The sequence below is a fragment of the Pseudomonas neuropathica genome (assembly GCF_015461835.1).
In the GTDB taxonomy this organism is placed as follows: domain Bacteria; phylum Pseudomonadota; class Gammaproteobacteria; order Pseudomonadales; family Pseudomonadaceae; genus Aquipseudomonas; species Aquipseudomonas neuropathica.
This window is the reverse complement of record NZ_JACOPX010000002.1, coordinates 59,014-79,843: the sequence shown is the minus strand read 5'-3', so window position 1 is coordinate 79,843 and position 20,830 is coordinate 59,014. Positions and strand designations below refer to the sequence as shown.

Genomic DNA, 20,830 nt, shown 5'->3' with positions numbered 1-20,830 from the left:
GTGACTGCGCTTATCGACGCAGCTCTTTATCTACGAAGCTCTGCAACAAAGTCGTAGTAGTCGTTGCGGCAATAGGTGTCGGTGACTTCAATCGGAGTGTTGTCTTCGAGGTAGCCGACCCGGGTCATCAGCAGCATCGCGGTGCCGGGGGCGATGCCGACCAGTGCGGCGAACTCGTCAGAGGCGTTGATCGCCTGGATGTGCTGCAGGGCGCGGACGATCGGCTTGCCGATGCCGTCGAGGTATTCGTAGAGCGAATCGCCGACCAATTGCGGCTTGGGCATGATCGAGGCGGGCAGGGTGCTCATTTCGATGGCCATCACCGTGTCATCGGCTTTGCGCAGACGCTTCATGCGCGCGACCTTGTCGTTCGGCGACAGGCTGAGGCGGATCAGTTCTTCGTGGGTCGGCAGGGTGATTTCGCGTTCCAGCCATTGCGAACTGGGCACGAAGCCCTTGAGGCGCAGCATCTCGCTGAAACCCGAAAGGCGTGACAGTGGTTGTTCGAGGCGAGGGGTGATGAAAGTGCCGGAACCTTGCAGGCGACGAATCAGGCCCTGATCGAGCAGGACTTCCAGTGCCTTGCGTGCCGTCACACGGGAGATGCCCAGTTGCTCGCTGAGGTTGCGTTCCGAAGGCATCGCCTGTTCGGACTTCCACTGCCCGGCATGAATCGCTGCTTCCAGATTGCGCGCTAGCTGCAGGTACAGCGGCGTCGGCTGGGAGTCGTCCGGGCGTAGGGGATGGAGGTCGTTCATGGAGGGCATTTCCGTCGCGAGTATAGGATTGTTGTGGCTCGCTTGTGGAACGGAAATTAATACCACTTGAATACCATGTCAACGCGATGAAACAACGCCATGTCTAATGAATTGGCGGTATTCAGGGGGTTTGGTTTCAAGTGGTATTAGTGGTGGGCTAGGAAAAGCAAAAGATCGCAGCCTGCGGCAGCTCCTACAGTTGAGAGTGGTATCACCCTTGTAGGAGCTGCCGCAGGCTGCGATCTTTTTGATTTATTTTTTAATGCCGACCAATGGTCGTGAGGAAGTTAAGGGCGAATTTCGACCATCGTGCCGTCCGGCACCAGGTTCCATACTTCGCGCATATCAACGTTGCGCATGGCGACGCAGCCGTCAGTCCAGTCCAAGGTGTGGAACAGGTCTTCCGGGGTCTCTTCCGAATCCGGCGTGCCGTGGATCATGATCATCCCGCCGGGCTCGACGCCTTCACGCCGGGCGCGGGCCGAATCGCTGATGTTCGGATAGGAAATGTGCATCGACAGATTGAATTTGTCGCTGGTCTTGCGCCAGTCGATCCAATAGAAACCTTCCGGCGTGCGCTTGTCACCCTCTATCAGCTTCGGGCCTTTCTTCGCGCCTTTGCCCAAGGAAATGCGATAGGTCTTCAACGGCTTGCCGTCGGCGATCAACTGCAGTTGATGAGCCGCTTTGAGCACCAGGACTTTCTCGATGAGCGGGGTATTCGACGGCGTCACGGTGGTCACGAATGACGCTTGGGAGGCGGTAACGAACGACAGGCAAAACAGGGCAAGCAACCAGCGCATTGAAACGATTCCCCAGGGAGTGACGCGGATAACCAACATTTTATATGTATGTGTACATGTAGGCGCTGCCGAAGGCTGCGATCTTTTTGTCGGCCATCACGCCAATGTCTTGATTAAATAATGACCGGCTGCGCCAACGGAGGAATCGATTCCGACCGAACCGGATACGTCTCGATACGCCGATCAGCGAAGAAGCATTCTAAGGTACGCCCCACCGTGCGGAAAGCCAGCTCGTCCCAGGGAATGTCGGCTTCGTCGAATAGTTGTACTTCGAGGCTCTCGGGGCCGGCGGCAAAGTCCAGGTCGACCAGTTCGGCGCGGAAGAACACATGCACCTGACTGATGTGCGGTACGTCGATCAGCGTGTAGATACTCAGGTTGCGCACCCGGGCGCAGGCTTCTTCGGCGGTTTCGCGTACGGCGGCCTGCTCGATGGTCTCGCCGTTCTCCATGAAGCCGGCGGGCAAGGTCCAGTAGCCGAGACGCGGCTCGATGGCGCGGCGGCAGAGCAACACTTTCGTGCCCCAGGTCGGCACGCAACCGGCGACGATATTGGGGTTTTGATAGTGAATGGTCTGACAGCTGTCACAGACAAATCGCAGCCGCGAATCGCCTTCGGGAATGCGCTGGGTGACCGGGTTACCGCAGTGGCTGCAAAATTTCATGCTGGGCTTCCTGAATGCTGCGCCTATCTTGGCGTGCAGCGGTGCCGGTCGGCAAGTTGTCGTTTCGCGACACGTCGGGTTTCGGGGGCTTGGGCGCTTGCAACGATTGGTGCATGATGCAGAGTAAGGCACAGATCGAGAACACTCATGCTGGACGAGCTACTGCATAGGGTTAGCAACCACACACCGCGCACGCTGGAGACCGACACCCGTTTCCCCGAGGCCGCCGTTCTGGTGCCGATCACCCGCAGTGACGAGCCGGAACTGGTACTGACCCTGCGCGCCAGCGGGCTCTCGACCCACGGCGGCGAAGTCGCGTTCCCCGGTGGCCGTCGCGACCCGGAAGACCCCGACCTGATCTTCACCGCGCTACGCGAAGCTGAAGAAGAGATCGGCCTGCCCCCCGGCCTGGTTGAAATCATCGGCCCGCTCAGTCCGCTGATCTCCCTGCACGGCATCAAGGTCACGCCTTATGTCGGCGTCATCCCCGATTTTGTCGAGTATCTGGCCAACGATGCCGAGATTGCTGCGGTGTTCACTGTGCCGCTGGAATTCTTCCGTAAAGACCCCCGTGAACACACGCACCGCATCGACTATCAGGGTCGCAGCTGGTACGTGCCGAGCTACCGTTTTGGCGAGTACAAGATCTGGGGGCTGACGGCGATCATGATCGTCGAGTTGATCAATCTGCTCTATGACGCGAAGATCAGCCTGCACCAACCGCCGAAAAGCTTTCTTGATATTTGAACGCATCAATACCTGAGCCATCGGCACAATGGCCATTCACCGTGAGCCCTGAGGAAAACAAGATGAAATACCGCTTGGGCGACGCCCGTGTCGAGACCCATCCACAAAGCTGGGTCGCCCCCAATGCCGTACTGGTGGGCAAGGTCAAACTCGAAGAGGGCGCCAATGTCTGGTTCAACGCCGTGTTGCGCGGCGACAACGAACTGATCCTGATCGGCAAGAACAGCAATGTGCAGGATGGCACGGTGATGCACACCGACATGGGCTATCCGCTGACCATCGGTACCGGCGTGACCATCGGCCACAACGCCATGCTCCACGGCTGCACCGTCGGCGACTACAGCCTGATCGGCATCAACGCGGTGATTCTCAACGGCGCGAAGATCGGCAAGAACTGCATCATTGGCGCCAACTCGCTGATTGGTGAAGGCAAGGAAATTCCGGATGGTTCGCTGGTGATGGGCTCGCCGGGCAAAGTCGTGCGCGAGCTGACCGAGCCGCAGAAGAAGATGCTCGAAGCCAGCGCCGCCCACTATGTGCATAACGCCCAGCGTTATGCCCGCGATCTGGTTGAGCAGGAAGAATGAACACAGCCGAAAGACCGGTCGCCTCGCCATGCGTGAATATTTGTGCGCTGGATGAGGATGACATTTGTACTGGCTGCCAGCGTACGGTCGCGGAGATCACCCGCTGGGGCCGTATGACCAATGACGAGCGCCGCGTGGTGCTGGGGTTGTGTCATGAGCGGGCGAAGGCGAGTGGGTTGGTGTGGATGATCCCTTCGAAATCGTGATCGGCTTGAGGGTGCCCTCACCCTAACCCTCTCCCAGAGGGAGAGGGGACTGACCGGGTTGTTTGGACGAGTCACGCCGACCTGAAAATACCGCGTCGAACTCAGGTCTTGAACATCTTGGAGATCGGCTCCCTTTCCCCCTCGCCCCCTGGGGGAGAGGGCTGGGGTGAGGGGGTGGCTCTTGATCTGCGGGTCCAGTAATCTGTGCGCCAATCTGACAGGTCACCTCCATGATTTTCCTCATCGCCTACATCAGCAGCGTTGTGCTGATCAACTTCGCCTTCTCCACCGCGCCACACCTGGACATCATCTGGTCGGCCTGGGGCGGCTTGGTGTTCGTGTTGCGCGACATGGTGCAAACCCGTTTCGGCCACGGTGCGTTGGTGGCAATGCTGGCGGCGCTGGTGCTGTCTTATGTCACCTCCGATCCGTCGATCGCGTTGGCCAGTGCCACGGCGTTTGCGGTGTCCGAGATCATCGACTGGCTGGTGTTCAGCATCACCAAACGGCCGCTGCGCGACCGCTTGTGGATCAGTTCGGCGCTGAGTATTCCGCTCGATACCTTCATCTTCTTCGGCATGATCGACCTGTTGACGCCGCCGGTGATCATCACCGCTCTGGCTTCGAAATTCGCCGGCGTCACTGCCGTCTGGCTGATCATGGCCTGGCGCGAGCGCAAACAGGCCGTCGCCGGCTGAAGCCAAAGCCTCAGGTTCATGTAAAATGCCGCGCTTTCTCCCCATGGAAAGCGCGTCTGGCGTTGCTTTCCTCGATGATCCGCTTCTTTGAGGACCTGAGATGACCCGTATCGGAACTCCATTGTCGCCAACCGCGACCCGCGTATTGCTGTGTGGCTGTGGTGAGTTGGGCAAGGAAGTGGTGATCGAGCTGCAACGCCTGGGCGTTGAAGTGATTGCCGTCGATCGCTACGCCAATGCGCCAGCCATGCAGGTTGCCCATCGCGGTCACGTGATCAACATGCTCGACGGCGCGGCCCTGCGTGCCGTAATCGAAGCCGAGAAGCCGCACTTCATCGTGCCGGAAATCGAAGCGATCGCCACCGCCACGCTGGTCGAACTGGAAGCCGAAGGCTTCACCGTGATCCCGACCGCGCGCGCTGCGCAACTGACCATGAATCGCGAAGGCATCCGTCGTCTGGCTGCTGAAGAGCTGGATCTGCCGACCTCGCCGTACCACTTTGCCGACACCTTCGAGGACTACAGCAAAGCCGTTCAGGACCTGGGCTTCCCATGCGTCGTCAAACCAGTCATGAGTTCGTCGGGCAAAGGCCAGAGCCTGCTGCGTAGCGCTGATGACGTGCAGAAAGCATGGGATTACGCGCAAGAGGGCGGTCGCGCCGGCAAAGGCCGGGTGATCATCGAAGGTTTCATCGATTTCGATTACGAGATCACCCTGCTGACCGTGCGCCACATCGGCGGCACCACGTTCTGCGCGCCGGTCGGTCACCGTCAGGAGAAGGGCGACTATCAGGAATCCTGGCAGCCGCAAGCCATGAGCCCGATTGCCCTGGCTGAATCCGAGCGCGTTGCCAAAGCGGTAACTGAAGCGCTGGGTGGCCGTGGTCTGTTCGGCGTTGAGCTGTTCATCAAAGGTGATCAGGTGTGGTTCAGTGAAGTCTCGCCGCGTCCGCATGACACCGGCCTGGTGACCTTGATTTCGCAGGATCTGTCGCAGTTCGCGCTGCACGCTCGGGCAATTCTAGGCCTGCCGGTGCCGCTGATCCGTCAGTTCGGGCCGTCGGCTTCGGCGGTGATTCTGGTGGAAGGGCAGTCGACGCAGACCGCATTCGCCAACCTCGGCACTGCCCTGAGCGAGCCGGATACGGCGTTGCGTCTGTTTGGTAAGCCGGAAGTGAATGGCCAGCGCCGCATGGGCGTGGCGCTGGCGCGAGATGAGTCGATCGAGGCTGCTCGTGCCAAGGCGACCCGCGCTGCTCAGGCTGTTGTGGTCGAGCTCTAAACCGAGTCGCGTCCATCGCGAGCAGGCTCGCTCCCACATGGGGTTGGGTGAACACAGAATCTGTGACCAACCCCAAAACCCTGTGGGAGCGAGCCTGCTCGCGAAACTTTTGATCTTCTGTCAGGCAACCTGATTCAGGTCGTTATTCTTCGTTTCCTTCAGGCACAGCACCGCAATCAAACTCAGCACCGCCGCCCCCGACACATACCCGCCGACATAACTCAAACCGCCCATCGCTACCAGTTTCTGCGCAAAGAATGGCGCCGCTGAGGCTCCGACAATGCCGCCCAGGTTATACGCCGCCGACGCGCCGGTATAACGCACATGGGTCGGAAACAGCTCAGGCAACAGTGCCCCCATCGGCGCAAACGTTACGCCCATCAAGAACAGCTCGATGCACAGAAACAGCGCCACGCCCCAGGTCGAACCCTGAGTCAGCAACGGCTCCATCAGGAACCCGGACAGAATCGCCAGCACGCCACCGATGATCAGCACCGGTTTGCGCCCGTAACGGTCGCTGGCCCAGGCTGACAAAGGTGTCGCGGCAGCCATGAACAGCACGGCAAAGCACAGCAGCCCGAGGAAGGTTTCGCGGCTATAGCCAAGTGTGGAAACCCCGTAACTCAGGGAGAACACCGTCGAGATATAGAACAGCGCATAACAGACCACCATCGCCGCCGCGCCCAGCAATGTCGGTGCCCAGTACTGACTGAACAGCTCGACCAGCGGTATTTTCACCCGCTCCTGGCGAGCGATGGCATTGGCGAACACCGGAGTTTCATGGAGTTTCAGGCGTACATACAGGCCGACCATTACCAGCGCTGCGCTGAGCAGAAACGGAATCCGCCAGCCCCAGCTGCGGAACTGCTCGTCCGTGAGCGTCATCGCCAGGGTCAGGAACAAACCGTTCGCGGCGAGAAAGCCGATCGAAGGTCCGAGCTGCGGAAACATGCCGAACCACGCACGTTTGCCTTTCGGCGCGTTTTCCGTGGCCAGCAATGCCGCGCCACCCCATTCACCGCCCAATCCCAGGCCCTGTCCGAAGCGCAGCACGCACAGCAGAATCGGTGCCCAGGCACCGATGGTGGCGTAACCCGGCAGCACGCCGATCAGTGTCGTACACACGCCCATCAACAGCAGCGAGGCAACCAGCGTCGACTTGCGCCCGATACGGTCACCGAAGTGGCCGAACAACGCCGAACCCAGCGGTCGGGCGAGGAAGGCAATGCCGAAGGTCAGGAACGCCGACAGCATCTGCGCGGTGCCAGAGGTCTGTGGAAAGAACACCGGCCCGATCACCAAAGCGGCGGCGGTGGCGTAAACATAGAAGTCGTAGAACTCGATGGCCGTGCCGATAAAACTTGCCGTGGCCACGCGGGTGGCGGAGTTGGTCGGTTGGGCAGGCGCGGTGGCGCTGTAAGCGGTACTGGTCGTCATGCGGTGATCCCTGACAGTCATGAGCTCCATTGGAGCGAATTATTATGGTCGAGCACCCAGGGATGTGGGATGAGGCGCGGTCGCTGTTTCAGGTAGGAACAGTCGCCGGAGTACAACAGAAATGGCCGAAACCTGTTGGGTGCGGGGTAAGCACAAGGTTTGGCGGGGGCTTGGATAAGCGTTTCGATTATAGGAAGGAGGCTAACAATCAAACAAGAGCAAAGATCGCAGCCTGCGGCAGCTCCTACATGGGAACGCATTTCAAATGTAGGAGCTGCCGAAGGCTGCGATCTTTTGATTTTTATCGGGCAGGCACCAAAGCAGGCACAGAAGAGGTATGCCAAATCAGCACTTTGCTAACCCGGTTCTCTTCAGTCTCAAGAATCTCCAGCCGATAACGCCCGATCTTCAAGCAAACGGCACTTTCCGGAATCGTCTCCAATGCTTCAGTCACCAGCCCATTCAGCGTTTTCGGCCCATCGCTCGGCAAATGCCAACCCAGGCACTTGTTCAGCTCGCGGATCGACGCGGCGCCGTCAATGACCATGCGGCCATCGCCCTGCGGATGAATATGCGGATTATCCAGGCTGTGCTCGCTTTCAAACTCGCCGACTATTTCTTCGAGAATGTCTTCCAGAGTGACGATGCCAAGCACTTCGCCGTACTCGTCGACCACCATGCCGAGGCGGCGTTGTTGCTTGTGGAAGTTCAGCAGTTGCAGTTGCAGCGGCGTGCTTTCCGGCACGAAGTACGGTTCGTAACTGGCGGCCAGCAGCGCTTCGCGCGACAGATCGCCGTTGTTCAGCAGGTGCCGGATCTGCCGGGTGTTGAGCACCGCTTCAACCTGATTGATGTCGCTATGGAACACCGGCAGGCGTGTGCGCTTGTTATGCCGCAGTTGTTCGATGATTTCTTCGATCGAGTCATCGAGGTTGATGCCGTCGACGTCACTGCGCGGCACCAGAATGTCGTTGACCGTAATATTGTCCAGCGCATGAATGCCTGAGACCGGGTGCGCGCGCACTGGATGCTCTGGATCCTCGTAACGATCGGCAGGCGAGTCATCTTCGCTTTGCTGCACGACCTGAACTTTGCGAGCAAACGGACTCATCAGCAAACCGCTGATACGGCTGAACAGCCAGGCAAACGGGTAAATGATTTTCAGCGGCACGGCCAGCAAGGTGTTGCCGAACGCCAGCACCGCGTCGGGATAACGTTGAGCGACGGTACGCGGGAAGTAATCGGCAAACACCAGCAGAATGGCGCCGGCACCGAGGCACGCAGCCCATGGGCCGTTTTCTTCGCAGAGGAAAATCGCCAGCAGTGTCGCGATGACGACCGCGAGAGCGCGGCACAGGGTGTTGCAGAGAATAAGGCTGTCGAGCGGGAAGCTCAGCTTCGCCAGCGGCTTATCGCTGGCGCGCGAGGCGATGCGTTGCGCGAGCAGGTGCTGCTGCGCGATTTCGACGGCGGTAAACAGCCCCGACCATAAAATCAGCAGGACAAATACCGCGAGCATCGGCCCTAGGGGCAAACCGTCCATTTATGCCGCCCGTCAGATGTGCAGGATGTATTCACGAACCAGTTTGCTGCCGAAATACGCCAACATCAGCAGGCAGAAACCGGCGAGGGTCCAGCGAATCGCCTTGTGACCGCGCCAGCCGAGACGATTGCGGCCCCACAACAACACGCTGAAGACGATCCAGGCGAGGCACGCCAGCAGGGTCTTGTGCACCAGATGCTGGGCGAACAGGTTCTCGACGAACAGCCAGCCGGAAATCAGCGACAGCGACAGCAGTGTCCAGCCGGCCCAGAGGAAGCCGAACAGCAGGCTTTCCATGGTTTGCAGCGGCGGGAAATTCTTGATCAGCCCGGACGGGTGCTTGTGTTTGAGCTGGTGGTCTTGCACCAGCAGCAGCAAGGCCTGGAACACCGCGATGGTGAACATGCCGTAGGCGAGGATCGACAACAGAATGTGCGCGAGGATGCCCGGCTCTTCGTCGATGATCTGCACCGTGCCGGTCGGCGCGAACTGCGCCAGCAGCACCGTGATCGCGCCCAGCGGAAATAGCAGCACCAGCAGGTTTTCCACCGGGATTCGCGAGCAGGCAATCAGTGTCAGCGCGATCACTGCCGCGGCAATCAGGCTCGAGGCGCTGAAGAAGTCCAGGCCCAGACCGATCGGGGTCAGTAGATGCGTGAGCAGGCTGGCAGCGTGGGCCACCACGGCGAGAGCGCCGAGGCTAACCAGCAGGCGCTTGTTCGCCTTGGCACCAGTGGCCAGACGAGTGCTCTGATAAAGGGTCGCAGCGGCATATAGAAGGGCGGCGGCGAGAGTGGTCAATAAACTGGGTGACAAGGGGAGCATAAATCCTGTTAGGCAGGCCCGAAAGGGGCTGAGTTTGGCATAGAACCGCCATGGCACGAAAGACTCAGGAAGCTGACAGCGAGGTGTCCGCCAGCCGCAGTCTTCGCTATAATCCGCGACCTGCCCACGCCGCAGGCTCGCCGAGCACATGTTGATTCCGGTCTGGGCCGCCATTATCCCGGTCTACACAGGGCCTGAAAGGATCGCGCAATGTTTGAAAACTTAACCGACCGTCTCTCGCAGACGCTGCGCCATGTCACCGGCAAGGCGAAGCTGACCGAGGACAACATCAAAGACACCCTGCGTGAAGTGCGCATGGCGTTGCTCGAAGCCGACGTCGCCCTGCCGGTGGTCAAGGACTTCGTCAATTCGGTCAAGGAGCGCGCTGTCGGCACCGAGGTGTCGCGCAGCCTGACGCCGGGCCAGGCGTTCGTGAAGATCGTCCAGGCCGAGCTCGAAAGCCTGATGGGCGCAGCCAACGAAGATTTGAACCTGAGCGCTGTGCCACCTGCCGTCATTCTGATGGCAGGTCTGCAAGGTGCGGGTAAAACCACCACCGCCGGCAAACTCGCGCGCTTCCTTAAAGAGCGCAAGAAGAAGTCGGTCATGGTCGTGTCGGCGGACGTTTACCGTCCTGCGGCGATTAAACAGCTGGAAACCCTGGCCAACGACATCGGCGTGACGTTCTTCCCGTCCGATCTGAGCCAGAAGCCGGTCGACATCGCCACCGCAGCTATTAAAGAAGCAAAACTGAAATTCATCGACGTGGTCATCGTCGATACCGCCGGTCGTCTGCACATCGACGAAGAGATGATGGGCGAGATCAAGGCGTTGCACGCCGCGATCAACCCGGTCGAAACCCTGTTCGTGGTTGACGCCATGACCGGTCAGGATGCGGCCAACACGGCCAAGGCCTTCGGTGATGCACTGCCGCTGACCGGTGTGATCCTGACCAAGGTCGACGGCGACGCCCGTGGCGGTGCCGCCCTGTCGGTACGCGCCATCACCGGCAAACCGATCAAGTTCATCGGTATGGGCGAGAAGAGCGAAGCGCTCGATCCGTTCCACCCTGAGCGTATCGCCTCGCGGATCCTCGGCATGGGTGACGTGCTCAGCCTGATCGAACAGGCCGAAGCGACCCTCGACAAGGACAAGGCCGACAAACTGGCCAAGAAGCTGAAGAAGGGCAAGGGCTTCGACCTCGAAGACTTCCGCGATCAGCTGCAACAAATGAAGAACATGGGCGGCCTCGGCGGGCTCATGGACAAACTGCCGAGCATCGGCGGCGTCAACCTGTCGCAGATGGGCAATGCCCAGAACGCCGCAGAGAAGCAGTTCAAGCAGATGGAAGCCATCATCAATTCCATGACCCCGGCCGAGCGCCGCGACCCTGAGCTGATCAGCGGTTCGCGCAAGCGTCGGATCGCCATGGGTTCCGGCACCCAGGTGCAGGACATCGGTCGCTTGATCAAGCAGCACAAGCAGATGCAGAAGATGATGAAGAAATTCTCCGCCAAGGGCGGTATGGCGAAAATGATGCGCGGCATGGGCGGAATGTTGCCCGGCGGCGGCATGCCAAAAATGTAAGGTGTCCCGTCTCATCCATTTCACTCGCCAAAAGTGAGTGAAATGGGTGAGACGGGATACTGGAATCTCGCCGGTCGTCGCACCGGCGCAGGCCCCGCAAGGATGCGGGATCAACAGCAAACCCGCACTCGGCGGGAGCTGACTGGCCGTTTTCATCGACGGCTCTATATGCAGATCTGCACGGCATGCCATAGGCGCCGGAAAAAGTCATTTGCAAAAGTCCGGATATTCCTTAGAATATGCGGCCTTTCGGGCACCCATGCCCGCTGTGCATTTAGATTTGCAGCACCGACTACAGGAACGATGTTCACATGCTAACAATCCGTCTTGCCCTTGGCGGCTCCAAAAAGCGCCCGTTTTACCACCTGACCGTAACCGACTCGCGTAACCCGCGTGACGGCTCCCACAAAGAACAGGTTGGTTTCTTCAACCCTGTTGCCCGTGGTCAGGAAACCCGTTTGTCCGTGAACCAAGAGCGCGTAGCCTACTGGCTGAGCGTTGGTGCACAACCTTCTGAGCGCGTTGCTCAGTTGTTGAAGGAATCTGCCAAGGCTGCGGCCTGAGCAATATGAACGCGACGCCTGCTGTTGCCGATGATTTGATCGTTATTGGCAAAATTTATTCTGTTCATGGCGTTCGCGGCGAAGTGAAGGTTTATTCCTTTACTGATCCGACTGAAAACCTGTTGCAGTACAAAACCTGGACGCTCAAGCGCGAAGGCAATGTGAAACAGGTCGAGCTGGTCAGTGGACGCGGGAACGACAAGTTCCTGGTCGCAAAGCTCAAGGGTCTTGATGATCGTGAAGAAGCTCGTCTTCTGGCCGGTTATGAGATCTGCGTGCCGCGCAATCTGTTCGCTGAATTGACCGAAGGCGAGTACTACTGGTACCAGCTGGAAGGTCTGAAGGTCATCGACACGCTTGGGCAATTGCTCGGGAAAATCGATCATCTTCTGGAAACCGGCGCCAATGATGTAATGGTCGTCAAGCCTTGCGCTGGCAGCCTGGATGATCGCGAACGCCTGTTGCCCTATACGGAGCAATGCGTGTTGGCTGTCGACCTGGCCGCGGGCGAGATGAAGGTGGATTGGGACGCGGACTTCTAAACGTGGCTAATTTGCGCGTAGAAGTGATCAGTTTGTTTCCCGAGATGTTTTCCGCCATCGGCGACTACGGCATCACCAGTCGTGCGGTCAAACAGGGGCTCTTGCAGCTGACCTGTTGGAATCCGCGAGATTACACGACGGATCGGCATCACACTGTGGACGATCGCCCGTTTGGCGGTGGTCCGGGCATGGTGATGAAGATCAAGCCCCTGGAAGATGCTCTGGTTCAGGCCAAAGCAGCAGCCGGGGAGGCGGCGAAGGTGATTTACCTGTCCCCCCAAGGCCGTCAACTGACTCAGTCGGCGGTACGCGAGCTGGCACAATCGGATGCATTGATCCTGATTGCCGGCCGCTATGAAGGCATTGACGAGCGCTTTATTGAGGCTCATGTCGATGAAGAGTGGTCGATTGGCGACTATGTACTGTCTGGCGGTGAGCTGCCGGCCATGGTCCTGATCGATGCGGTTACACGACTGCTGCCTGGAGCTTTAGGGCATGCGGATTCCGCTGAGGAAGATTCCTTTACGGATGGTCTGCTGGATTGCCCGCACTACACCCGACCTGAGGTGTATGCGGATCAGCGTGTTCCCGACGTGTTGCTGAGTGGCAATCACGCGCATATCCGGCGTTGGCGTTTACAGCAGTCCCTTGGTAGGACCTTTGAACGACGCGCCGATCTTCTGGAAAGCCGCTCGCTTTCTGGAGAAGAGAAGAAGCTGCTCGAGGAATACATCCGCGAGCGGGACGATAGTTAACAACGTATCGATGGTAGATCGAACGATTTACCTTAGGAGCACAGCATGACCAACAAAATCATCCTTGCACTCGAAGCAGAGCAGATGACCAAAGAAATCCCTACCTTCGCCCCAGGCGACACTATTGTCGTTCAGGTGAAAGTGAAGGAAGGCGATCGTTCCCGTCTGCAAGCGTTCGAAGGCGTTGTAATCGCCAAGCGTAACCGCGGCGTGAACAGTGCGTTCACCGTTCGTAAAATCTCCAACGGTGTTGGCGTAGAACGTACTTTCCAGACCTACTCCCCGCAGATCGACAGCATGGCTGTTAAACGTCGCGGTGACGTACGTAAAGCCAAGCTGTACTACCTGCGCGATCTGTCGGGTAAAGCAGCTCGCATCAAGGAAAAACTGGCTTAAGCCCAGCTTCCGATGCAGAAAAAAGCAGCCTACGGGCTGCTTTTTTGTTGCCTGCAATTTATTCACCGTACTTTCGTTTCAGGCCAGAACCATGACCACCCGCGACCAGGAAATCGAACGCCGCACCGAACTCTCGGTGACCCGCGTAACCAAAGCCGTCTTCCCGCCGACCACCAACCACCACAACACCCTGTTCGGCGGCACAGCGCTGGCATGGATGGACGAAGTGTCGTTCATCACTGCCACACGCTTCTGCCGCCTGCCGCTGGTGACCGTGTCCACCGATCGCATCGACTTCAATCATGCGATCCCGGCCGGTTCCATCGTCGAGCTGGTCGGCAAGGTGATCAAGGTCGGCAATACCAGCCTCAAGGTCGAGGTGGAAGTGTTCGTCGAGAGCATGAGCTGTGATGGGCGTGAGAAGGCGATCCACGGGCAATTCAGTTTTGTCGCCATTGATGATGACAAGCGGCCGGTGCCGGTGCTGCCGGGGTTTGCTGCATGATCTGATATCGAGTCGCGCCATTCGCGAGCAAGCTCGCTCCCACAGTGATCGGGGTGAACACACCATTTGTGTCCGGCACAGAACCTGTGGGAGCGAGCTTGCTCGCAGTCGTCAGCTCAGGCGCCGCTGGCCTCCGGCTGAATCAACGCCAAAAGCGTCCACCCGGATCCCGGTTTCAAAGCAGTCTCCGGCGTCACCACATGCACCCAGCCGCTGTCATCGCGCATGAACAGCAAGGTCGCACGATTACCATGCAGCGCGCGGTAATCCTCCCAGCCGAAGCCATCCGTCAATGTCGTGCTGTACAACTCGGCGCCCTGGCCCATCTGGCTGGCCAGCTTCGCGTAGGTGAATGCCTCGCTACCCAACTGATTGCCGCGATGCTCAAGGCTGGCGCGGTGTTTGTCGCTGCGCCGGCTTTCATGGCCGCTGGCCAGACCGAACAGGCGCTGATGGCCGAAGTCATGCCGAAAGCGCATTGCCGCCAAGGTATTGAGTTCACCTGACGGCGACAGCGCCAGCAGATGCCCCAGCCCGACCAGATCCAGATGCGCATCGGCATGCTGCGAGGCCGGATTGCCAAAGTACGTCGGCAACCCTTCCATGCGTGCGGCACGAATGTTTTCCCAGCTCGAATCGGTCAGCAGCACACGGCTACCCAGTTGCTGCAGCGATTTGCCCAGCTCCCGCGCAGGGCCGTTGGCGCCGACGATCAGGAAGCCACTCGGCGCCGGTTCTGCAACCTTCAGCAGACGCGCGAGCGGTCGTGCCGTGGCGCTTTGCAGCACAACCGTGCCGATGATCACTGCAAACGTCAGCGGCACCAGCAGCAATGCGCCCTCGTGCCCCGCCTCATGCAGACGAATCGCAAAAATCGCCGAAACCGCCGCCGCAACGATCCCGCGTGGCGCAATCCAGCACAGCAACGCTCGCTCTCGCCAGCTCAGGCTGGACCCCGCTGTACTGAGCAGCACGTTCAGCGGTCGAGCGATCAGTTGAATCACCAACAGCAGAATCAGCACCAGCGGCCCCAGTCCGATCAGCGCGTACAAATCGAGGCGCGCCGCCAACAGGATGAACAGCCCGGAAATCAGCAGCACACTGAGGTTTTCCTTGAAGTGCAGGATGTGCCGTACATCCACACCTTTCATGTTCGCCAGCCACATGCCCATCAGCGTTACCGCCAGCAGGCCGGATTCATGCATCACTTCGTTGGCGGCAATGAAAATCCCCAGCACCGCCGCCAGCGAGGCGAGGTTATGCAGATACTCCGGCAACCATTGCCGGCGGATCACGGTGCCGAGCAGCCAGCCACCGACAATGCCGAACACCGCGCCGCACAGGATCACGCCACCAAAGGTGAACAGGCTCTGCTTGAGGCCATGACCTTCAGCGCTGGCAATGATGAAGCTGTAAACCACCACGGCGAGGAGGGCGCCGATCGGGTCGATAACGATGCCCTCCCAGCGCAAAATGCTGGCGATTGAGGCTTTCGGCCGCACGACTCTCAGCATCGGCACGATCACGGTTGGACCGGTGACCAGCGTCAGGCTGCCGAACAGGATGGCCAGCATCCAGTCGAAGCCCAGTAGAAAGTGAGTCGCCACCGCGATCACAACCCAAGTCGAGATCGCCCCAATGGTCACCAGTCGATGGACGACGCTGCCGATCTCCTTCCACTCCGACAGGTGCAGCGTCAGGCTGCCCTCGAACAGAATCAGCGCTACGGCAAGCGACACCAGCGGCATCAGCAATGGGCCAAACATTTCCTGCGGATCCAGCCAGCCCAATACCGGGCCGACCAGAATCCCCGTCAACAACAGAAACAGAATGGCCGGCAGCTTCAGGCGCCAGGCCAGCCATTGGCAACCCAGCGCGGCTGCGCCGATCCCGCCAAATGCCAAGAGAATTTGCTGCTCGTTCATTGATGCTCCCTGTTCCTTGAATTAGCGGGCTATGAAAGACTAGCGCCCATTCCTACAGTTCACTCTACATTTGCGCACAGTCTTAAGGCTGTGTGACTTGAGCGCCCATGCCTGCCATCGACCACCCGCTGATTGACCAATTCCTCGACGCGTTATGGCTGGAGAAAGGCCTGTCCGAGAACACCCGTGGCGCTTATCGCAGTGATCTGGCGTTGTTCAATGGCTGGTTGCAGGAGAAGAACCTTGAGCTGATCAATGCCGGTCGTGAATTGATCCTCGATCACTTGTCCTGGCGTCTGGAGCAGAACTACAAACCGCGCTCCACTGCCAGATTTCTTTCCGGGGTGCGTGGCTTTTATCGCTATTTGCTGCGGGAAAAGATGATCAGCGTCGACCCGACATTGCGCGTCGACATGCCGCAACTCGGTAGGCCTCTGCCCAAATCGCTGTCGGAAGCCGACGTCGAGGCGTTGCTCAAAGCGCCGGACCTGAGCGAAGCCATCGGTCAGCGAGACCGCGCCATGCTCGAAGTGTTGTATGCCTGTGGTTTGCGCGTGACAGAACTGGTCAGCCTGACGCTGGAGCAGGTCAACCTGCGTCAAGGTGTGTTGCGGGTGATGGGCAAGGGCAGCAAGGAACGGCTGGTGCCCATGGGCGAAGAGGCGATCGTCTGGGTCGAGCGCTATATGCGTGACGGTCGTAGCGAATTGCTCGGTGGCCGCCCCAGCGATGTACTGTTTCCCAGTCAGCGTGGCGAGCAGATGACCCGTCAGACCTTCTGGCACCGGATCAAGCACCAGGCCAAGGTCGCCGGGATCGGCAAGTCGCTGTCGCCGCACACCTTGCGCCATGCGTTTGCCACGCACTTGCTCAACCATGGCGCGGATTTGCGCGTGGTGCAGATGTTGCTCGGCCACAGCGACCTCTCTACTACACAGATCTACACCCACGTCGCCCGCGCTCGATTGCAGGATCTGCACGCCAAACACCACCCGCGCGGCTGAACAAAAATTCCTGTGGGAGCGAGCCTGCTCGCGATAGCGAGATTCCTGAAAACACACTGCTGAATGAAGGACCGCTATCGCGAGCAGGCTCACTCCTACAGGTTCTTCAGTGCTCTCAAAATCTATGGCGACAGGCGCATTCGGCCACCGTGACCTTATGTGTTAGGCTTTGCCGGTTTGCACGATGGACGGTTATGACCCGGTGTTCCGGCACGGGCGTTCTGATCGTTCCATTTGTCCGCCTTCAGGAGTTCTCATGCGTCTGACCCAGATTTTCGCCGCCGCAGCCATTGCGTTGGTCAGCACCTTTGCCGTCGCCGATGACGCGGCCGACAAAGCCATTCGTCAAAGCCTGGAAAAACTCGAACTCGAGGTTCCGGTAGAAAGCATCAGCGCCAGCCCGTTGCCGGGCATGTACGAAGTCAAGCTCAAGGGCAGCCGCGTGCTCTACGCCAGCGCCGATGGCCAGTACATCGTTCAGGGTTACCTGTTCCAGCTCAAGGACGGCAAACCGGTCAACCTGACCGAGAAAACCGAACGCCTGGGCGTCTCCAAACTGGTCAACGCCATTCCGGTTGCCGAAACCGTGGTCTACCCGGCGATCGGCGAAACCAAATCGCACATCACCGTGTTCACCGACACCACCTGCCCTTACTGCCACAAGCTGCACGCCGAAGTGCCTGAGCTGAACAAGCGTGGCATCGAAGTGCGCTATGTGGCGTTCCCGCGTCAGGGCCTCGGTTCGCCGGGTGACGAGCAACTGCAAGCCGTGTGGTGCTCGAAAGACAAGAAAGCTGCCATGGACAAAATGGTCGATGGCAAGGAAATCAAGGCCGCCAAGTGCGATAACCCGGTTTCCAAGCAGTTCGCCCTAGGTCAGTCGATCGGCGTGAACGGCACACCGGCCATCGTTTTGGCTGACGGACAAGTGATTCCGGGCTACCAGCCTGCGCCACAAGTCGCCAAACTGGCGCTGGGCGCGAAGTGATTCGCATCGTCACGGTCAGCCGTGACGATCATGGTCCGGCAGCTGCATCGCCGGACCATCAATAGAGAGCCGCGAGCACGCGGTTGTTTTCCGGCCGACCCCGCGTCGGCCGTTTTATGGGGAGTTCACAGTGAATCCGGTCAAAGTAGGCATCTGTGGGTTAGGGACCGTCGGTGGCGGTACCTTCAACGTACTTCAGCGCAACGCCGAGGAAATTGCTCGTCGTGCCGGGCGTGGGATCGAAGTGGCACAAATTGCCATGCGCACGCCAAAGCCTCAGTTCCAGACGACCGGTATTGCGATTACCAACGATGTCTTCGAAGTGGCCACGAACCCTGAGATCGACATCGTCATAGAGCTGATGGGCGGCTACACCGTCGCCCGCGAGCTGGTACTCAAGGCCATCGAGAATGGCAAGCATGTGGTCACCGCGAACAAGGCTCTGATTGCCGTTCACGGTAATGAAATTTTCGCCAAGGCTCGCGAGAAAGGCGTAATCGTCGCATTCGAAGCGGCCGTGGCCGGTGGTATTCCGGTGATCAAGGCGATCCGTGAAGGCTTGTCCGCCAACCGCATCAACTGGGTGGCCGGGATCATCAACGGCACCGGTAACTTCATCCTCACCGAAATGCGCGAGAAGGGCCGTACCTTCGAAGACGTGCTGGCCGAAGCCCAGGCACTGGGTTACGCCGAAGTCGATCCGACCTTCGACGTTGAAGGCATCGACGCCGCGCACAAACTGACGATTCTGGCCTCGATCGCGTTCGGCATTCCGCTGCAATTCGACAAGGCTTACACCGAAGGCATCACCAAGCTGACCACCGCCGACGTCAACTACGCCGAAGCGCTGGGCTACCGCATCAAGCACCTCGGCGTGGCGCGCAGCACTGCCGCCGGCATCGAGTTGCGCGTGCACCCGACGCTGATCCCGGCCGATCGCCTGATCGCCAACGTCAACGGCGTGATGAACGCGGTGATGGTCAACGGTGATGCGGCTGGTTCGACGCTGTTCTACGGCGCGGGCGCCGGCATGGAGCCAACCGCCTCGTCGGTGATCGCCGATCTGGTGGACGTGGTTCGCGCCATGACTTCCGACCCGGAAAACCGCGTGCCGCACCTGGCCTTCCAGCCGGATTCGCTGTCGGCCCATCCGATCCTGCCGATCGAATCCTGCGAAAGCGCGTACTACCTGCGCATCCAGGCCAAGGACCATCCCGGCGTACTGGCTCAGGTGGCGAGCATCCTCTCGGAGCGCGGCATCAACATCGAGTCGATCATGCAGAAGGAAGTCGAAGAGCATGACGGTCTGGTGCCGATGATCCTGCTGACCCACCGCGTGGTCGAGCAACGTATCAACGATGCGATCGCCGCCCTCGAAGCCCTGGCCGGCGTGAATGGTCCGGTTGTCCGGATCCGCGTCGAGCACCTGAACTAAACAGAAGCAGCTGCAAGCTTCGCGCTGCAAGCGGCAAGAGAAAAGCGGTCTGGCTTTTACTTGCAGCTTGTAGCTCGTAGCTTGAAGCTCAAACCGAAGGTTTGAAATCATGCGTTATATCAGTACCCGCGGCCAGGCACCGGCCCTGAATTTCGAAGACGTCCTGCTGGCCGGTCTCGCCACCGACGGCGGTCTGTACGTTCCGGAAAACCTGCCACGTTTCACTCAGGAAGAAATCGCTTCGTGGGCCGGCCTGCCGTATCACGAACTGGCCTTCCGGGTGATGCGTCCGTTCGTTACCGGCAGCATTCCGGATGCCGACTTCAAAAAGATCCTTGAAGAAACCTACGGTGTGTTCGCCCACAGCGCCGTGGCACCGCTGCGTCAGCTGAACGGCAACGAATGGGTGCTGGAGTTGTTCCACGGCCCGACTTTGGCGTTCAAGGACTTCGCTCTGCAACTGCTCGGCCGTCTGCTCGACTACGTGCTGGAAAAACGCGGTGAGCGCGTGGTCATCGTCGGCGCCACCTCGGGTGACACCGGCTCGGCGGCCATCGAAGGCTGCAAGCACTGCGAAAACGTCGACATCTTCATCCTGCACCCGCACAACCGTGTGTCCGAAGTGCAGCGTCGCCAGATGACCACCATCTTCGGCGAGAACATCCACAACATCGCCATCGAAGGCAACTTCGATGACTGCCAGGAAATGGTCAAGGCGAGCTTCGCCGACCAGAGCTTCCTCAAAGGCACGCGTCTGGTGGCGGTGAACTCGATCAACTGGGCGCGGATCATGGCCCAGATCGTCTACTACTTCCACGCGGCCCTGCAGTTGGGCGGTCCGGCGCGTTCGGTGTCGTTCTCGGTGCCGACCGGCAACTTTGGCGACATCTTCGCCGGTTACCTGGCGCGCAACATGGGCCTGCCGATCAACCAGTTGATCGTCGCCACCAACCGCAACGACATCCTGCACCGCTTCATGAGCGGCAATCAGTACGTCAAGGAAACCCTGCACGCCACGCTGTCGCCGTCGATGGACATCATGGTGTCGTCGAACTTCGAACGCCTGCTGTTCGACCTGCACGGTCGCAACGGCGCGGCCATCGCCGGCCTGATGGACACGTTCAGGCAGGGTGGCGGTTTCAGCGTCGAGCAAGAACGCTGGACCGAAGCCCGCAAGCTGTTCGACTCGCTGGCCGTGGACGACGCGCAAACCTGCGAAACCATCGCCGAAGTCTACGAGCAGACCGGTGAAGTGCTGGATCCGCATACCGCGATCGGCGTCAAGGCCGCGCGCGAGTGCCGTCGTAGCCTCGATATCCCGATGGTGATTCTCGGCACCGCACATCCGGTGAAATTCCCGGATGCGGTAGAGAAAGCCGGTGTAGGAAAAGCGCTCGAGCTACCTGCACATCTTTCTGATTTGTTTGAGCGAAACGAGCGTTGCACCGTTTTGCCAAACGAGCTGAAAGCCGTGCAAGCCTTTGTCAGCCAGCATGGCAACCGCGGCAAGCCGCTTTAATCCGGTAAAAGCTGTCACATTTTGAAGCCCGTCTCCTGACGGGCTTTTTTGTTTCTGCTG

General features: G+C 59.3%; 22 protein-coding genes. 15 read left to right on the top strand and 7 right to left on the bottom strand.

Going from position 1 to position 20,830, the window contains the following annotated elements; all coding sequences use genetic code 11:
* Nucleotides 1–26: 26 nt before the first annotated feature.
* The 3 genes from H8F23_RS02440 to H8F23_RS02430 all read right to left on the bottom strand — a co-directional run bounded on the left by H8F23_RS02440 (nt 27) and on the right by H8F23_RS02430 (nt 2,226).
* On the bottom strand, nt 27–758 hold the full coding sequence (locus H8F23_RS02440; protein ID WP_407692547.1) for a GntR family transcriptional regulator: 732 nt from the start codon (nt 756–758) through the stop codon (nt 27–29).
* Nucleotides 759–1,045: 287 nt separating this feature from the next.
* Nucleotides 1,046–1,561 (bottom strand): L,D-transpeptidase family protein, encoded by a 516-nt coding sequence (locus H8F23_RS02435; RefSeq protein WP_194933297.1) that lies wholly within the window; start codon nt 1,559–1,561, stop codon nt 1,046–1,048.
* A gap of 113 nt (nt 1,562–1,674) precedes the next feature.
* A complete protein-coding gene (locus H8F23_RS02430; RefSeq protein WP_194933296.1) occupies nt 1,675–2,226 on the bottom strand; it encodes an NUDIX hydrolase in 552 nt (183 codons plus the stop codon).
* A 147-nt stretch (nt 2,227–2,373) separates the two neighbouring features.
* Between H8F23_RS02430 and H8F23_RS02425 the strand changes: the two genes are divergently transcribed.
* The 5 genes from H8F23_RS02425 to purT all read left to right on the top strand — a co-directional run bounded on the left by H8F23_RS02425 (nt 2,374) and on the right by purT (nt 5,746).
* The gene (locus H8F23_RS02425; RefSeq protein ID WP_099758082.1) at nt 2,374–2,973 is read left to right on the top strand and encodes a CoA pyrophosphatase; all 600 of its coding nucleotides are present in this window, start codon (nt 2,374–2,376) and stop codon (nt 2,971–2,973) included.
* 62 nt (nt 2,974–3,035) lie between these two features.
* Nucleotides 3,036–3,560 (top strand): gamma carbonic anhydrase family protein, encoded by a 525-nt coding sequence (locus tag H8F23_RS02420; RefSeq protein WP_047538150.1) that lies wholly within the window; start codon nt 3,036–3,038, stop codon nt 3,558–3,560.
* On the top strand, nt 3,557–3,766 hold the full coding sequence (locus H8F23_RS02415; RefSeq protein ID WP_093436849.1) for a DUF1289 domain-containing protein: 210 nt from the start codon (nt 3,557–3,559) through the stop codon (nt 3,764–3,766). Before H8F23_RS02420 ends, H8F23_RS02415 begins: the two co-directional genes overlap by 4 nt.
* 230 nt (nt 3,767–3,996) lie before the next feature.
* A complete protein-coding gene (locus H8F23_RS02410; RefSeq protein WP_095050338.1) occupies nt 3,997–4,464 on the top strand; it encodes a VUT family protein in 468 nt (155 codons plus the stop codon).
* A 100-nt stretch (nt 4,465–4,564) separates the two neighbouring features.
* Entirely contained in the window at nt 4,565–5,746 is a 1,182-nt protein-coding gene (gene purT, locus H8F23_RS02405; protein ID WP_194933295.1) for a formate-dependent phosphoribosylglycinamide formyltransferase, read from the top strand.
* 120 nt (nt 5,747–5,866) lie between these two features.
* On the opposite strand, the gene H8F23_RS02400 is transcribed toward purT, so the two are convergent.
* The 3 genes from H8F23_RS02400 to H8F23_RS02390 all read right to left on the bottom strand — a co-directional run bounded on the left by H8F23_RS02400 (nt 5,867) and on the right by H8F23_RS02390 (nt 9,551).
* Nucleotides 5,867–7,183 (bottom strand): MFS transporter, encoded by a 1,317-nt coding sequence (locus H8F23_RS02400; protein ID WP_194933294.1) that lies wholly within the window; start codon nt 7,181–7,183, stop codon nt 5,867–5,869.
* Between the two features lie 301 nt (nt 7,184–7,484).
* A complete protein-coding gene (locus H8F23_RS02395) occupies nt 7,485–8,726 on the bottom strand; it encodes a transporter associated domain-containing protein (RefSeq protein WP_194933293.1) in 1,242 nt (413 codons plus the stop codon).
* Nucleotides 8,727–8,738: 12 nt separating this feature from the next.
* The gene (locus H8F23_RS02390) at nt 8,739–9,551 is read right to left on the bottom strand and encodes a cytochrome C assembly family protein (protein WP_034154823.1); all 813 of its coding nucleotides are present in this window, start codon (nt 9,549–9,551) and stop codon (nt 8,739–8,741) included.
* A gap of 210 nt (nt 9,552–9,761) precedes the next feature.
* On the opposite strand from H8F23_RS02390, the gene ffh reads away from it, so the two are divergent.
* The 6 genes from ffh (at nt 9,762) to H8F23_RS02360 (ending at nt 13,899) form a co-directional block, all read left to right on the top strand.
* A complete protein-coding gene (gene ffh / locus H8F23_RS02385; RefSeq protein ID WP_007908988.1) occupies nt 9,762–11,138 on the top strand; it encodes a signal recognition particle protein in 1,377 nt (458 codons plus the stop codon).
* A 311-nt stretch (nt 11,139–11,449) separates the two neighbouring features.
* Nucleotides 11,450–11,701, top strand: a complete 252-nt coding sequence (gene rpsP, locus H8F23_RS02380; protein WP_016986371.1) for a 30S ribosomal protein S16 — start codon at nt 11,450–11,452, stop codon at nt 11,699–11,701.
* A 5-nt stretch (nt 11,702–11,706) separates the two neighbouring features.
* Nucleotides 11,707–12,243 (top strand): ribosome maturation factor RimM, encoded by a 537-nt coding sequence (rimM, locus tag H8F23_RS02375; protein WP_093436819.1) that lies wholly within the window; start codon nt 11,707–11,709, stop codon nt 12,241–12,243.
* A 2-nt stretch (nt 12,244–12,245) separates the two neighbouring features.
* On the top strand, nt 12,246–12,998 hold the full coding sequence (trmD, locus tag H8F23_RS02370; RefSeq protein ID WP_008081628.1) for a tRNA (guanosine(37)-N1)-methyltransferase TrmD: 753 nt from the start codon (nt 12,246–12,248) through the stop codon (nt 12,996–12,998).
* Nucleotides 12,999–13,043: 45 nt separating this feature from the next.
* Nucleotides 13,044–13,394 (top strand): 50S ribosomal protein L19, encoded by a 351-nt coding sequence (gene rplS, locus H8F23_RS02365; protein WP_003175895.1) that lies wholly within the window; start codon nt 13,044–13,046, stop codon nt 13,392–13,394.
* Nucleotides 13,395–13,485: 91 nt separating this feature from the next.
* Entirely contained in the window at nt 13,486–13,899 is a 414-nt protein-coding gene (locus tag H8F23_RS02360) for an acyl-CoA thioesterase (protein WP_038357747.1), read from the top strand.
* Between the two features lie 116 nt (nt 13,900–14,015).
* Here H8F23_RS02360 and H8F23_RS02355 read toward each other — a convergent pair whose 3' ends face one another.
* Nucleotides 14,016–15,824, bottom strand: a complete 1,809-nt coding sequence (locus H8F23_RS02355; protein WP_194933292.1) for a cation:proton antiporter — start codon at nt 15,822–15,824, stop codon at nt 14,016–14,018.
* A gap of 107 nt (nt 15,825–15,931) precedes the next feature.
* Here H8F23_RS02355 and xerD point away from each other — a divergent pair, with 107 nt between their 5' ends.
* The 4 genes from xerD to thrC all read left to right on the top strand — a co-directional run bounded on the left by xerD (nt 15,932) and on the right by thrC (nt 20,770).
* On the top strand, nt 15,932–16,828 hold the full coding sequence (gene xerD, locus H8F23_RS02350; RefSeq protein WP_194933291.1) for a site-specific tyrosine recombinase XerD: 897 nt from the start codon (nt 15,932–15,934) through the stop codon (nt 16,826–16,828).
* 256 nt (nt 16,829–17,084) lie between these two features.
* Nucleotides 17,085–17,816 (top strand): bifunctional protein-disulfide isomerase/oxidoreductase DsbC, encoded by a 732-nt coding sequence (dsbC, locus tag H8F23_RS02345; RefSeq protein ID WP_194933290.1) that lies wholly within the window; start codon nt 17,085–17,087, stop codon nt 17,814–17,816.
* Nucleotides 17,817–17,946: 130 nt separating this feature from the next.
* Nucleotides 17,947–19,251 (top strand): homoserine dehydrogenase, encoded by a 1,305-nt coding sequence (locus H8F23_RS02340; protein ID WP_194933289.1) that lies wholly within the window; start codon nt 17,947–17,949, stop codon nt 19,249–19,251.
* A gap of 109 nt (nt 19,252–19,360) precedes the next feature.
* Complete coding sequence (gene thrC, locus H8F23_RS02335; protein ID WP_194933288.1) at nt 19,361–20,770, top strand: threonine synthase; 1,410 nt, start codon at nt 19,361–19,363, stop codon at nt 20,768–20,770.
* Nucleotides 20,771–20,830: the final 60 nt, after the last annotated feature.